General features: G+C 34.3%; 13 protein-coding genes. 6 read left to right on the plus strand and 7 right to left on the minus strand.

Going from position 1 to position 14,017, the window contains the following annotated elements:
* The first annotated feature begins 73 nt into the window (after positions 1–73).
* Positions 74–1,141, plus strand: a complete 1,068-nt coding sequence (locus AMQ68_RS19420; RefSeq protein ID WP_082384181.1) for a serine hydrolase domain-containing protein — start codon at positions 74–76, stop codon at positions 1,139–1,141.
* 80 nt (positions 1,142–1,221) lie between these two features.
* Here AMQ68_RS19420 and AMQ68_RS19425 read toward each other — a convergent pair whose 3' ends face one another.
* The 3 genes from AMQ68_RS19425 to AMQ68_RS19435 are packed head-to-tail and all read right to left on the minus strand — an operon-like array spanning position 1,222 to position 3,487.
* On the minus strand, positions 1,222–1,707 hold the full coding sequence (locus AMQ68_RS19425) for a hypothetical protein (protein WP_071254920.1): 486 nt from the start codon (positions 1,705–1,707) through the stop codon (positions 1,222–1,224).
* A gap of 20 nt (positions 1,708–1,727) precedes the next feature.
* Positions 1,728–2,147 (minus strand): Dabb family protein, encoded by a 420-nt coding sequence (locus tag AMQ68_RS19430; RefSeq protein ID WP_054512255.1) that lies wholly within the window; start codon positions 2,145–2,147, stop codon positions 1,728–1,730.
* Positions 2,148–2,158: 11 nt separating this feature from the next.
* Positions 2,159–3,487 carry a hypothetical protein gene (locus AMQ68_RS19435; RefSeq protein ID WP_123905740.1) on the minus strand — a complete coding sequence of 443 codons (1,329 nt, stop codon included), beginning with the start codon at positions 3,485–3,487 and terminating at the stop codon, positions 2,159–2,161.
* 246 nt (positions 3,488–3,733) lie between these two features.
* Between AMQ68_RS19435 and AMQ68_RS19440 the strand changes: the two genes are divergently transcribed.
* Positions 3,734–4,423 carry a response regulator transcription factor gene (locus tag AMQ68_RS19440; protein WP_054512257.1) on the plus strand — a complete coding sequence of 230 codons (690 nt, stop codon included), beginning with the start codon at positions 3,734–3,736 and terminating at the stop codon, positions 4,421–4,423.
* Positions 4,420–5,799 (plus strand): HAMP domain-containing sensor histidine kinase, encoded by a 1,380-nt coding sequence (locus tag AMQ68_RS19445; RefSeq protein WP_054512258.1) that lies wholly within the window; start codon positions 4,420–4,422, stop codon positions 5,797–5,799. The genes AMQ68_RS19440 and AMQ68_RS19445 overlap by 4 nt, the downstream gene beginning before the upstream one ends.
* 260 nt (positions 5,800–6,059) lie before the next feature.
* Here the strand turns inward: AMQ68_RS19445 and AMQ68_RS19450 are convergent, their stop codons facing one another.
* Together AMQ68_RS19450 and msrB are read right to left on the minus strand one after the other, a co-directional pair.
* Complete coding sequence (locus tag AMQ68_RS19450) at positions 6,060–6,812, minus strand: murein L,D-transpeptidase catalytic domain family protein (protein WP_054512259.1); 753 nt, start codon at positions 6,810–6,812, stop codon at positions 6,060–6,062.
* Between the two features lie 127 nt (positions 6,813–6,939).
* Positions 6,940–7,383 carry a peptide-methionine (R)-S-oxide reductase MsrB gene (gene msrB / locus AMQ68_RS19455; protein WP_054512260.1) on the minus strand — a complete coding sequence of 148 codons (444 nt, stop codon included), beginning with the start codon at positions 7,381–7,383 and terminating at the stop codon, positions 6,940–6,942.
* Between the two features lie 240 nt (positions 7,384–7,623).
* On the opposite strand from msrB, the gene AMQ68_RS19460 reads away from it, so the two are divergent.
* Together AMQ68_RS19460 and AMQ68_RS19465 are read left to right on the plus strand one after the other, a co-directional pair.
* A complete protein-coding gene (locus AMQ68_RS19460; protein WP_054512261.1) occupies positions 7,624–8,868 on the plus strand; it encodes a DUF445 domain-containing protein in 1,245 nt (414 codons plus the stop codon).
* A 27-nt stretch (positions 8,869–8,895) separates the two neighbouring features.
* Positions 8,896–9,780, plus strand: a complete 885-nt coding sequence (locus tag AMQ68_RS19465; RefSeq protein ID WP_054512262.1) for a hypothetical protein — start codon at positions 8,896–8,898, stop codon at positions 9,778–9,780.
* Positions 9,781–9,808: 28 nt separating this feature from the next.
* Here the strand turns inward: AMQ68_RS19465 and AMQ68_RS19470 are convergent, their stop codons facing one another.
* Together AMQ68_RS19470 and AMQ68_RS19475 are read right to left on the minus strand one after the other, a co-directional pair.
* Complete coding sequence (locus AMQ68_RS19470) at positions 9,809–10,846, minus strand: quinone-dependent dihydroorotate dehydrogenase (protein ID WP_054512263.1); 1,038 nt, start codon at positions 10,844–10,846, stop codon at positions 9,809–9,811.
* 510 nt (positions 10,847–11,356) lie between these two features.
* A complete protein-coding gene (locus tag AMQ68_RS19475) occupies positions 11,357–12,052 on the minus strand; it encodes a pseudouridine synthase (RefSeq protein ID WP_054512264.1) in 696 nt (231 codons plus the stop codon).
* Between the two features lie 377 nt (positions 12,053–12,429).
* Between AMQ68_RS19475 and AMQ68_RS19480 the strand changes: the two genes are divergently transcribed.
* Entirely contained in the window at positions 12,430–13,971 is a 1,542-nt protein-coding gene (locus tag AMQ68_RS19480) for a glycine--tRNA ligase (RefSeq protein ID WP_054512265.1), read from the plus strand.
* Positions 13,972–14,017: the final 46 nt, after the last annotated feature.

Below are 14,017 nucleotides of genomic sequence, written 5' to 3' on the forward strand. Positions count from 1 at the left end.
TGTCGGGCCTTTGTCGGGCTCTTTTTTTTGTTTAAAAAACAGGAAATTCAATCTTTGTCAAAAAATTACGACAATGACAAAATCCTTTTATTTTACCCTATTATTCTTCATGTTTTTTTTCTCTAAAAGTTACGCTCAGACAGAAAAAACAAACGACCATTCCCACACAAATTCAATTTTTGATACTGAAATTGAAAATTGGCTGAGAGAACTTAAGATTCCAGCTCTTGGACTTGGGATTATAGAAAACGGAAAGCTGAAGCAAATTAAAGTTTTCGGACAAATTAAAGAAAACAATTCCGCGCCTTACAATACAATTTTTAATGTAGCATCCCTTACTAAGCCCATTACTTCAATGGTTGCATTGCATTTGGTGAGCCTGGGAAAATGGAATCTTGACGAACCCGTTTATAAATATTGGACAGATCCGGATTTAGTAAATGACCCTAGAAACAAAAAATTAACAACCCGAATAATACTAAGCCATCAAACAGGTTTTCCAAATTGGAGATACATGAAAGAAAACAAAAAATTGAGTTTTGATTTTGAGCCGGGAACCCAATTTCAATACTCAGGAGAAGGTTTTGAATATTTGAGAAAAGCAATTGAGAATAAATTCAAAAAACCTATTGAACAATTAGCAAAAGATCTGATATTTCAACCCTTAAAAATGAAGGATACCAATTATATTTGGGATACAGACACCGATAAATCAAGGTTCGCAATAGGCTATGACAAAAATGAGAAACCCTATGAAATAGAGGAAAATAAACAGGCAAATGGTGCCGATGATTTACATACAACAATAGAAGATTATGGAAACTTTCTCGCTAATATTCTTAACGGTGGAAACCTTAGCAAAGATGTTTATCTGGAAATGATCAAAAAGCAGGTTCAAACCGGGAAAAGCAAATACTTCGGATTAGGCTTTATAATTTATGATCTGGGAAATGGAGATTATGCCTTATCACATGGTGGCTCCGATGAAGGAACATTCTGTCTTACCGTGATTTTACCAAAAACCAAACAAGGAATTCTTATTTTCACTAATTCCGATAATGGCTATAAAGTTTTTGATAAATTACTTTCCCAATATTTAGGAGAAAATGGTGGGAAAATTGTAGAAATAGAAACTAAGTGACACAAAAAAGCAGTCAAAATTTTGACTGCTTTCAACATTGTACGAAGTATATAAAACTATAAAAGTTGTATCTCAAAAAATTAATTTGATGCTTTATCTGCAATAAAGAAATCATCTGCATCTTCAGCAATCGGCACATATAATCTCTCCCACTCCTTGCTGTGAACCATATCCCAACTGTGTCCTTTTCCTTTCAAATCTTCCGCCAAAAGAATCGTTCCGGGGGTGATCATAAAAGTAGAACCGTCTGTTACTTTAAACTTGATATTTCCTTTTAATGTAATCACATATTGCCTTCTTGGAGCGGGATGTGCGTTTTTCTCCCATTCTTCTGTCTTATTACTCATCCAGAAAGTTGTGGTATTCATGTGTTTTAGCGTAGGAATTTGTCCTTTTTCGAATGTACATGATCCATCAGGATTATTCACCAATCTTATTGCAGGAATAAACTCAGTTGTTTTTTCTGTACTTACGCTAACGTTTTTGTGTTTTTTGTGCTGTGCATTCATAAATCCAAAAGTGCTTAATGCCAGAACAAAGCTAATGCCTTTAACTATATTTTTCATTGTAAATTAAATTCTTTTTTTTAATTGTAAACTGTATCATGAACCAACATTCTTTCAAAGAATGGTTTGTATTTTTTTACCAAAGCCAAATGCTCAGGGAGCTGACCGTAGGCTTCCAGTTCTTCCAGCGTATCAAATTCCATAGAAGCGTTGTACGTGAATGTATTATCTAAAACACTTCTCGGACTTGAGTTAGCAGGTTTTCCGTAACGGAGATTTTTTTGATAAGGGAGTTTTTTCAGCCCTTCAAAGAAGTTTTCAAACTCTTTTACTTCAGCTTCAGACAAATCTTTTCTGAGCCAGAACAATAAATAATGGAAGTACACTTTTTTAGTTTTTATAGGGTTAAACATAGGTAAAACAGACGCAAACATATTTCCTGAGATCAACAGCAAAGCCGAAGCCTGCATTGAGCGGAATAAAAATTTTCTTCTTTCCATTGTTACTATTTTTAATTAAAATCAATTCTATATTTTAAAACAAACTGCCACTGTCGGTCAGAAACCACTGCATTATTATTGGCTCCTCCTGTAAAAACGGGCCTGTTTTGTGCATCAAAAGTTAATCGGGAAGACATTCCGTTCATCAATAAAGAAATTCCGGCATCATAGATAATTGCGTTATCATGAAGACCTTTTAAATCAGACAACTGCATCCCAACCGCAGGCTGAAGCTGAAGATTCTTTTTTTCTTTATTTAAATAAGGAAGCGTTCCTCCTAATTGCACATAATACGTATTTCCTGTCCCAATAACAGGCATTGCATTTCCTGCTCCGTTCAAACTCGCTTGCGTAACATCTACAGAAGTCGCAGGATTGTTTGTTCCTACATAACGAACATAATTCGGACCATAATCATTGTGCATTGCCATTCCGTAAGCACTAACAGAAGTTCCTTTTTCTTTGTTTAAAGGAGCATCATAAAATAAGTCTACCGCAAAGCTTTTCATGTCATCATTAATCGTGTTTTTATCAACATCCTGATGCCACATGGCATTATGAATATAATCGAAACCTGCGCCCAGACTCAATACATTCTTTTTTCCACCATACGTTCCAGAATTAAAAGGTGTTGAAATATTTTCTGTATCCAAAAATGCATATCTGAAATATCCTGAAAAGTCTTTGTGAGGCGCATTTTTACTGAAAGAAGCTACATTGAGTTTAGGATCAGCGGTTGACATGGTATAAGGATCAGCAACCACCAAACGATAGTCAAATTTCCCTAATTGCCCTTTCACATACGCTCCCAATTCTCTCACCGTATAATCTGTTGCACCTGCATTGGAAGTGGCATACGCAGGTAAATCATATAATAACGTGTTTAATGGTCCTGTCGTGAATCTTGACAATCCTCTCCACGTAGATCGTCCTGCTCCAAAAGCAATCTTATCACTAAATGAATATTCAGCATAGGCATCCAATAAATCAAAATAGTTGCTGGCTTTTGCCGTAACATTTACATTCGTAGTTCCGCCCTGTAAAACAAACATCAATTTCTCAGTCGGCTTATACGTCATTTTCACCCTCACCCTACGAAGAGACAAATCTGCAACATCCGATTTGGCCTGATTATTAATCAAACTTCCCGGATTAAGCTGCGCATATCTTGCCCAAAGCTCTGCATATCCGCTAAAAGAAATATAACGTGTATGCTCATCGTTCAGATAATGGGTAAGTCCCGGATTATTAAAATCGTTCTTTTTCTGAGCTTCTACTTTCGAGTACACACTCATCATTGAAAGTAAAATGAGCCCGACTTTAAAAGATTTTTTATTCATAACATTTTCTTTTTATTAATCCTTAGTGTTGATTTCAACGGGACAAAATTACTTTCGAAAATCAAGGAACGTCGTTAGAAAACTGTTAGAAACCTTATAGAAAACTATTAAAAGAATCAATCTCTTCTTTAAAAATAAAAATATAGAATACCTTTGTATAAAATTCACAGAACAACTGACAGTCAACCTATTGACAATATTTATTTTAATCTCAATTTTGAATAACCGTCCTGAAACAATTTTCACATGAAAGTTTTAATTATAGAAGATAATGCCCGCGTTTCTGCGCTTTTAAAACGAGGACTGGAAAGTCAGGGCTATCAGATTTACATCTCGGAAGACGCTGAGGATGCTTTGGTCATGGTAGATAAAATTACATTTGATCTTGTCATTACCGACATTATGCTTCCCAATATGAATGGCATTGAATTAAGTAAAATCATTAAACAAAAAAATGCGGACCTTCCGATTATTATGCTGACTGCATTAGGAACCATCGACGAAAAAATTGAAGGTTTCGATGCCGGAGCAGATGATTATATGGTTAAACCCTTTGAAATAAGAGAATTATACGCCCGAATAAAGGCTATCGTGCTAAGAAAATCATCTTCGCCTAAGAAAAATGAATCGTCGAATTACATTGAATATCAAAACCTTAAAGTAGATACAAAAATAAACCGTGTTTTCAGAAATGAAAAGGAAATCATTCTTACTCCGAAAGAATTTAAGCTCTTGGTTTTTCTAATGAGCAATACCGAAAGGATTTTAACCCGTGAAGAAATAGCTGAAAATGTTTGGGGCAATCATTTCGATACAGGAACGAATTATATTGATGTGTATATCGCCTATCTGCGAAAGAAAATCGACAAAGATTTTGATGAAAAACTCATTCACACCAAACCCGGAGTTGGATTTATTTTCACAAGTCAGTTATGAAAATAGCCACTAGGACAGCGCTCAACTATGCGATATTAACAGCGGGAATTCTTTTCCTTTTCGCGTATGTACTCTATTTTGTTTCTGAAAAAAACAGAGAGGATGAATTCAATGACCGTTTGGGATACAAAATCACCTGGAGGTCAGAATTTATTTTTGATGCTAAAATTGATGACTCCAAAATTCGCGAACTTCATGAGCGCAATAAAAAGCTATTGAATGAAGCAGATATCAGTGTTTATGATTCGAATAAAAAATTGATCTTTACAGATATTCAGCCTTCTTCTAAAAATCAATATTATTTAGATCAACTCATTAAAACGAAAAAAAACAGAATCACCTGGCAAAGAGGAGATCGCCAGTATATGGCGTTTAAATATGAATTTAATAATGAGAATTTCTACATCATCGGAAGCGCAACAGATGTTACAGGAAAAGCACACATTGAGGAATTCAAAAAAGATGTTATTATTATTTACATCATATCCATTGTCATCATTTTTATTATTGGGTTTTTGTTTTCTTATTATACATTAAAACCTTTAAAGGATATTATTCTCCAAATTCGTGATATTTCGGAACATAACCTCAACAAAAGATTGGTGGTTCCCAAGGCAAAAGATGAAATTTATGAATTGACGGAAACGTTTAATTCAACCTTCAACAGATTAGAAAAATCGTTTAATAATCACAAACAATTCGTTACTACCATTTCTCACGAATTCAGGACTCCGCTTTCTACTTTAATTGCTGAGCTTGAGCTTGCTAAAGAATTAAACATCACCTTGGAAGATTATAAAATCTCCATTGATAATGCTTTACAGGATGCCAACCAAGCATCGCAACTTTCATCCGCTTTGCTGGATTTTGCACGGGCGAGTTATGATGTTTCCCAGATCAGTTTTGTAGATCTTCGTTTAGATGAAGTTTTGGCAGATGCAAAAGTAGCTTTGTTGCAAAAAAATTCAGAATATAGAATCGGTATTCATTATATGGATAATCTGGCGGACAAAGATGAAAGCAATTATGATTTTCATGGAAATCCTTATTTACTGCAGATTGCCTTTTTAAATCTAATGGAAAATGCCTGCAAATATTCTTCTGATAAAAACTGTTCGGTAGAAATTGAGGTTCAGAACAACAATCTGGAAATTCGTTTTATAGATCATGGAATTGGTATTTCAGAAGCCGATCAATTAAAAATATTCGATTTATTTTATCGTGGAAATAATAAGAATTACGACAAAGGAAACGGCATCGGATTATCGATTGTTAAAAGAATTATTGAAATGCATCTGGGCAATCTTTCCTTACAATCTGAGCCATCAAAAGGAAGTACTTTTACCATACAATTTGTTTCTCGAAATAGATTATAAATTTTTATTTTAACCGCAAAAGAGGCAAAAGTACTGTTCTAAAAACCTCATCTTTAAGCTATTAAACCCTTTAAGCTATTCAAAAGTGCACAATAGAATAATATTTCGACTCCGCTCAATATGCACAGTTTTTTAAAACTTAAGTGCTCTTCTTTATGCTTTTATATTAGACTTAAAATATCTTAAGTGTTAAAATCTTTTGTGGTTAAAGTTAAAGCTAGTCTAATAAAAAAGCAGTCTGATGTAGACTGCTTTTGTTCTTATGCTTTTAACCATTCCGATTTGGAAAGATAATTCTGATCGGGATAATAAATGAAAAGGCAATTTCTTCCTTTTATTGTATTAATGATCGGCTGTGTAAGATCTCTTGGAACAGCGGGACATCCCCAACTTCTTCCGATTCTCTTATGCACTGCGGCAAAATCTTCACTCACATAATCAGCTCCGTGCATGACGATTGCTCTTTTGTAAGCTGCATCATTAAAGCCTTTATCCATTCCCAACAATCTTAAAGAATACCCGTTGTCTCCGTTATAAGTAGCATCCGTGATATAAAATCCTAAGCTGCTTTGAAGCGAACTGTTGGTATTCGAAAAGTTAGTGGCAAATTCTTCTCCCGTATTCTTTCCGTGGGCTACCAGCGAGTTGAATAATACTTTCTTTTCTTCTGTGTCAATCACCCAAAGTCTTTTCGTGTTAGAAGACATTGAAAAATCGCATACTGTTAATAAGTGAGCATCTTGGTTAAGCAAACCAGCTTTCTTTAAATTCTCAAAACCTGTTAAAGCTTTAAAGAAAACTTCTTCGTTAAGTTCGTGCCCCACTTCAAATGTAATTGATTTGTACAATGCTTCTGACGAAGATACCGTGGTAGCCTTCTCAGATGTAGTGGTCTCTGTTCTTTCAATTTTTGGGTTGATGTTTTCCTTCTTTATATTTCCTTTTTCCGGAGAAATATAAAATGAAGTTGTAACCATGTATACAACACCTAATACGCTATACAATCCTCTCATTCAATATTATGTTAAATTCAAATTAGTAGGCAAATTTATAAAAACATAATTACCAAGCAGTTAAAAACGAAAGAAGTTTAACTCAATTTAAGAAACTTTAACGTCCTGATTTCGTGAATTAAAAGGCTTATTTTTGCGAATCCGGAACAAATTCCAAGCTTACAGAATTCATGCAATAACGCAGTCCTGTAGGCTTCGGACCATCATCAAAGACATGCCCCAAATGCGAGTCACATCGTTTGCAAAGCACCTCTACTCTTTCCATTCCGTAGGCGGTGTCTTTTTTATAATATACCCCTTCTTTATCTGCTTCAAAGAAACTTGGCCATCCGCAACTGCTCGAAAACTTAGAAGTGGAACGGAATAAATGATTTCCACAAACGGCGCAATAATAATCTCCGATTTCGTCAAATTCATTATATTTTCCGGTAAAAGCTCTTTCTGTTGCCGCTTCTCTGGCGATGGCATATAAATCGGGCGCTAAGACCTTTTTCCATTCTTCATTAGAAATCTCAAGTTTAGTTGTATCTGTTCTTGAGTAATATGGATTGTTTTTTGCTTCGTTTTCCATAAGAATTATTTAAATATTTAAATTAAACCACAAAAGGCACAAAAGTTTTTAATGCTTTAATCTTTGAAGTTTAAAAATTAACAATCAAAAGTTCACAGAAGTAAGAAAATCTTAGATTTTCAAAAAACTAACGTGCTCTTAAAAACTTTTTTAATACAGCAAAAACTTTTGTGCCTTTTGTGGTTAAAGCTTTTACTTAATATTAAATAGTTTCATATCAAATTTAGTAAATTTGAGAATATGAATGATGAAGCGAAAAGAAAACAGTTAAGAAAATATAAAGCATTTGCCACAGGCTTATTTGTATTGATGGCCATTGTGTTTATTATTACCACGATTCTTCAAAAATCAAATGATTCTCATTGGATTGGGTATGTTCGTGCTTTTTCTGAGGCAGCAATGGTGGGTGCGTTGGCCGATTGGTTTGCCGTTACCGCACTTTTTAGTCATCCTCTTGGATTACCCATTCCACATACCAATTTAATTGAAAACAGCAAAGAAAGGCTTGGAGACAACTTGGGCAGCTTTGTCGTATCTAATTTTCTTTCCCCTCAAAATATCCGTCCTTATATTCAGAAACTTAAGGTCTCAAATTTTGTTGGAGAATGGCTTACTAAAGAGAAAAACCAGGAAATTTTAATTAAAAACCTTTCCGATATTGTGTTGGATATTCTGAATAAGCTGGATGATTCTACGGTAAGCAGTTTCATCAGTAAAAAGGTTTCGGAAATGACAGATGATATTAAATTGAATAAAATCATCGGAAACGGAATTAATTATCTTTTAGACAAGAACGATCATCAAAGAATTATCACCAACCTCTCCAAACAGATCAAAGATTATATCATTGAAAATGATGAAATGATTCAAAATCGTGTAAAAGAAGGAAGTTATTCTTTTATTCCGTCTTTTGTCGACAATAAAATTGCAGATAAGATTGCAAGCGGCCTTGCAGACTTTTTCAAAGAAGTGGAAGAAGATCCTCAACACGACATCAGAGCTTTAATTACAAAAAAGATTTACGAATTTTCAACTGATTTAAAAGAAGATCCGAAATGGGAAGATGAATTCAAAGACATCAAAAATAACTTCCTGAAAAATGATAAACTGGATGAATATTCTAATGATATCTGGTTCTCTATTAAAAAAACATTGGTAAAAGAATTACAGGATAATGGATCTTCACTAAAAAATTATTTATCTAAAAACCTGAATGAATTTTCACAAAACCTTAAAACGGACGAAAAGCTTCAAAATAAAATAGATCATTGGGTTCGTGTCACCGCTTACAAATACATTCTTAAAAATACTCATCAATTTGGAAACCTCATCAGTTCAACCGTTGGTAATTGGAAAGGAAAAGAATTGAGTGAGAAGCTGGAATTAGAAGTCGGAAAAGACCTCCAATTTATTCGCGTTAACGGAACTTTGGTCGGTGGGCTGGTTGGTTTAATTATCTATACAATTTCAAACTTCTTCCTCTGATCAACTAAAAACTACGCTCACCCAACCATGAAAAAATTTTTAACGTTCTTATTTTCTTTAAGCTTATCTTTTTTTCTCTGTCAGAAGGTTGAATTAAAGAAAGTAACAGATTCATCTCAGATTTTCAAAGGGGAAATTGCCGGAGTTCCCGTCACCATGCAACTTTATTTTGCAGGAATTGCCGACTGTAGTCTCTATCAATATTTTGTAGACGGATGGTATTATTACGATAAATACCAAAAGAAAATTCCATTGACAGGCATTTACGATTATGGAAAATTGTCTTTGTATAATTTTGGCACTAAGCAAAAGCAGAATGCTAAAAGTTTCAGAGACAGTATTACTTCCCCTCAAAAAGTAGAAAAGACTGCAGAAATCGCAGAAGCTTTACATCCTAAAGAATCTATTGTTTTTGAGCAAAACGATAAAGAAAATCCTATTTTGGGTAATTTTTATTTGAATGAAAAAACTCAACCGGCAAAATTATTCACCGGCAACGATATGATTTACCGTTATAATAATTACCTGATTTTACCCAATAATAAAAAGATCAACACCTTTGATTTTATTAATAAACATGGAGGCAATCAATTAATTTCTTACGCTTCCGGAGAAAATGGAAATCGTGTTTTGTTGTATTTTGAAGAATCATCAAACTTCAATGCGTGCGGAAGATGCGGGGCAAGTGAAGGCGAAAAAGGATATCGGGTTTTGTACTTTACCAAAGACTGGAATTACAAGAACTACGAAGAATTTCTCACAGAAAGTTGTCTTGAAAATATATATGACACGAAAGAAACAAAATCTAAAGACAAAAAAATGTTAACTTTTAAAGTAAACAAAACGGAATCTACATCCGCTTATATATTTACGGTTGATGTAAAAAATGCGTCTGTTAGAAAATCAAAATAAAAAAGAGAGTCTAAAACTCTCTTTTAATTTATCTCGGTAATCTGCTTGCTCTTTTTAAAAGTTCCTTATTGATTTCGTTGATCAATTCAGGGCCTTCGTAAATAAATCCGGTGTATAACTGAATTAAGCTCGCACCTGCATCTAATTTTTCAATCGCATCTTTTGCAGAGTGAATTCCACCTACCCCAATGATTGGGAAAGCTCTGTTGCTTTTATCTGAAAGATATTTGATCATTTTTGTACTTCTCTCACGAATAGGTTTTCCGCTTAAACCGCCATTTCCTATTTGTTCTAAAACGTCAGGTGAAGTTTTTAAGCCTTCTCTGTTTACTGACGTATTGGAGACAATTACTCCATCTATTTTTGTTTCTGCAATCAGATCTACAATCTCGTCAAGCTGACTGTTATTCAAATCCGGAGCAATTTTCAGTAATATCGGCTTCTGCACAGCTTTGGCCTGATTTATTTTCTTTACCGCTGTAATCAGTTCTCGTAAATATTCTACATCTTCCAATTTGGCATGGCTTCCTACATTTGGGCAGCTTACATTCAGTACAAAATAATCTACGTGAGGATGAAGACCTTCAAAACAATCCAGATAATCCTGAGTGTAATTTTCAGGGCTTGTATCTGTATTCTTACCAATGTTTCCACCGATGATGATTTTCCCTTTGTTGCCTTTCAGTTTTTCGATTGCTGCTTCCAAACCGTCGTTGTTGAAACCCATTCGGTTGATGATTCCTCCGTCTTCTATCAGACGAAATAATCTTTTCTTAGGATTTCCGGCTTGTGCTCTTGGTGTTACCGTCCCGATTTCTACAAATCCGAAACCTAAATCTCCCAATTCGTTAAACAACACCGCATTTTTATCAAAACCAGCTGCCAACCCTACAGGATTTTTAAATTTCAATCCGAAAACTTCTCTTTCCAGACGTTTATCTTCAATAGGTTTAGGGAAAAATAATTTGGTAAGAAATCCAAAATTCTTTAGCATCGAAAAAGTAAAGTGGTGTACTTCTTCAGGATCAAATTTGAAAAGAATCGGACGAATAAGCGATTTGTACATTGAAAAAAAGTTTTACAAAAATACTCATTTTAAAATTAATGTTTGATTAACGTATGATACTTTATGTAAAAATGTTTTATAAGTATCGTCTATAAAATATAAACATCTGCATAATCAGTAAAATCAGCGAGTTTTTTTGACGCAAAGATTTTATTTTTCGAGTGTACTATTTAAGTGAGCAAAGAATTAATCAACAAGTTGATTTGATAAAGCTATATGTTTAAGCTTTGCGCAGCAAATTTATTTGATGTTTTTTGACTACACCGAATTGTATTTTTATTTTTTCTAAGAGCTATTTCCCGATTTCCATTGCAATCTTTTTTTGCAAAAAAGGATTTTCATTTCAATCGGGGCTAGGGTTGCAGTCGTTTATTTCAACATTATTAAATAGCCACGAAGTTTGTCATTCCGTAGGAATCTCAACACAAATTACCAAATACGCTTAGATTCCACGCTCCACTTCGTTACGCTCTGAATGACAAACTTTATGGCAATAAAAAATGTAAGAAACTAAGAATATGCACTCAAATCGAACTTCAAAATATCTCCTATTCTTTTGAACTCATCATCTATAGTGGCATTTACCGTAATTTTTTCGTTAGAAATAGGATGATTAAAAATCAATTGATGGGCGTGAAGTGTCATTTTATTGATTTCAAATGTTTTAAGCCACAATTTATTCTGTTTATTGCAACCGTGTTTACGGCAGCCTAAAATAGGATGTAAAATATGTTTAAAATGTTTTCTCAACTGATGAAATCTTCCCGTTTCAGGAATAGCTTCAACCAAACAATATCTTGAAGTCTGATGTTTTAAAAAAGGTAAATCTATTTCCGAAGTCTGTAAGCGGTGATAATAGGTAACCGCGTTTTGCTTGACTTCGTTTTCATTAACCAAATCATAATCGATGGTTTCTTCTTCTTTTGCCCAACCCCTAAGAATGGCGATGTATTTCTTTTCGACTTCTCGTGAGGCAAACTGATCGCTCATGAGTCTCAAAGTTTCTTTATCTAAAGTAAATAACAAAACACCCGAAGTTTTTCGGTCTAAACGATGCACAGGATAAACTTTTTGTCCAATCTGGTTTCTTAATTCCTGAATAGCATAAGTATCGGCTTCCCCTGCATAAAAAGATTTATGAACCAGTAATCCGCTTGGTTTATTGATGGCAATAAGATGTTCGTCTCGATAAAGAATTTCTAACATTCGACAAAAGTAGAAATTTCAAATCTATTCGATAAAAACCTTCGTTAAAAATTACTCTTTCAATTTTCGCAAACTTGTGTTGTTGAATGAAAACCTAACGGGTTTTGAAAACCCGTTAGGTTTGAGTTTTGCGGTAAAAAAAATCTCGGATCATTTTAGCCCTGATTGAACGGCATGTTTGAGCTCATTTTTCATGAATTTGCGCGGCGGCTCCGCCGCCGCGCAAATTCATGAAAAATAGCGAGTAGAGAAAGCAGGTTCTCGGCTTCTGAAAATTAAAATGTAAATATTTGTATTTTTATTTACTGCTTTTTTTATTGAATTTCATGATTTTGAAATCCAAATTCATATTTTTGTGCTTCAGACGTAAAAAAATTATGGCAAAGCAAGAAGATGTTTTCAAGAAAGTGATTTCTCACGCTAAAGAATATGGTTTTATTTTCCCTTCAAGTGAGATCTATGACGGTTTATCCGCTGTTTATGATTATGGACAGAATGGGGCCGAACTAAAAAATAATATCAAACAATATTGGTGGAAAGCGATGGTACAGCTTAACGAAAATATTGTGGGTATTGATTCTGCAATCCTTATGCACCCAACAACTTGGAAGGCATCGGGCCACGTAGACGCTTTCAACGATCCATTGATTGATAATAAAGATTCTAAAAAACGTTTCAGAGCAGATGTTTTGGTAGAAGATTACTGTTTGAAAATTGAAGATAAAGAGAACAAAGAAATTGAAAAAGCAGCAAAAAGATTCGGTGAATCTTTCGATAAAGCTCAATTTGAAGCGACGAATCCTAAAATTTTAGAATACAGAGCAAAAAGAGAAGCTATTCTTTCAAGGTTAGCAAAATCATTGGAAAATGAAGATCTTGCTGATGTAAAATCTTTAATTGAAGAATTAGAAATTGCTGATCCTGACACCGGTTCTAAAAACTGGACGGAAGTAAGACAATTTAACCTGATGTTCGGAACTAAATTAGGAGCTTCTGCAGATTCTGCAATGGATCTTTACCTAAGACCTGAAACGGCTCAAGGTATCTTTGTTAATTTCTTAAACGTACAAAAAACTTCACGTCACAGACTTCCTTTCGGTATCGCACAAATCGGAAAAGCTTTCAGAAATGAAATCGTTGCAAGACAGTTTATTTTCAGAATGCGTGAATTCGAACAAATGGAAATGCAATTTTTTGTAGCGCCAGGAACTGAACTTGAATTCTACGAACAATGGAAAACAAAACGTCTCAACTGGCACTTAGCGTTAGGATTAGGAAATGATAATTATAGATTCCACGATCATGAGAAATTAGCGCATTATGCGAATGCTGCGGCTGATATTGAATTTAATTTCCCATTTGGATTTAAAGAATTGGAAGGGGTTCACTCAAGAACAGATTTCGACTTAAAAGCTCATGAGAAGCATTCAGGAAGAAAACTTCAATTCTTCGATCCTGAAAGAAACGAAAACTATGTTCCTTACGTAGTAGAAACTTCTGTAGGATTAGACAGATTATTCCTTTCTATTTTTGCAACTTGCTTAAAAGACGAAGTATTGGAAGATGGCTCAGAAAGAACAGTTTTATCTCTTCCTCCAGCGTTAGCTCCTGTAAAAGCAGCTATTCTTCCATTAATGAAGAAAGACGGTTTAGCAGAATATGCAGAAAATATCTTCAACGATCTTAAATATGATTTCAACTTATTCTACGAAGAAAAAGATGCGATCGGAAAACGTTACAGAAGACAAGACGCGATCGGTACTCCTTATTGTATCACCATTGATCACGATTCTTTAACAGATCACACCGTAACAATAAGAGACAGAGACACGATGCAGCAGGAAAGAGTTCCGGTATCTGAACTGAGACGAATTATCGACGAGAAAACGAACTTCAGAAATTTACTTTCTAAAATATAAACTTAGAGCCTTGAGAAATCAGGGCTTTTTTATTTTTAATACCAAA

The organism is Chryseobacterium sp. ERMR1:04 (genome assembly GCF_001297705.1).
Taxonomy (GTDB): domain Bacteria; phylum Bacteroidota; class Bacteroidia; order Flavobacteriales; family Weeksellaceae; genus Chryseobacterium.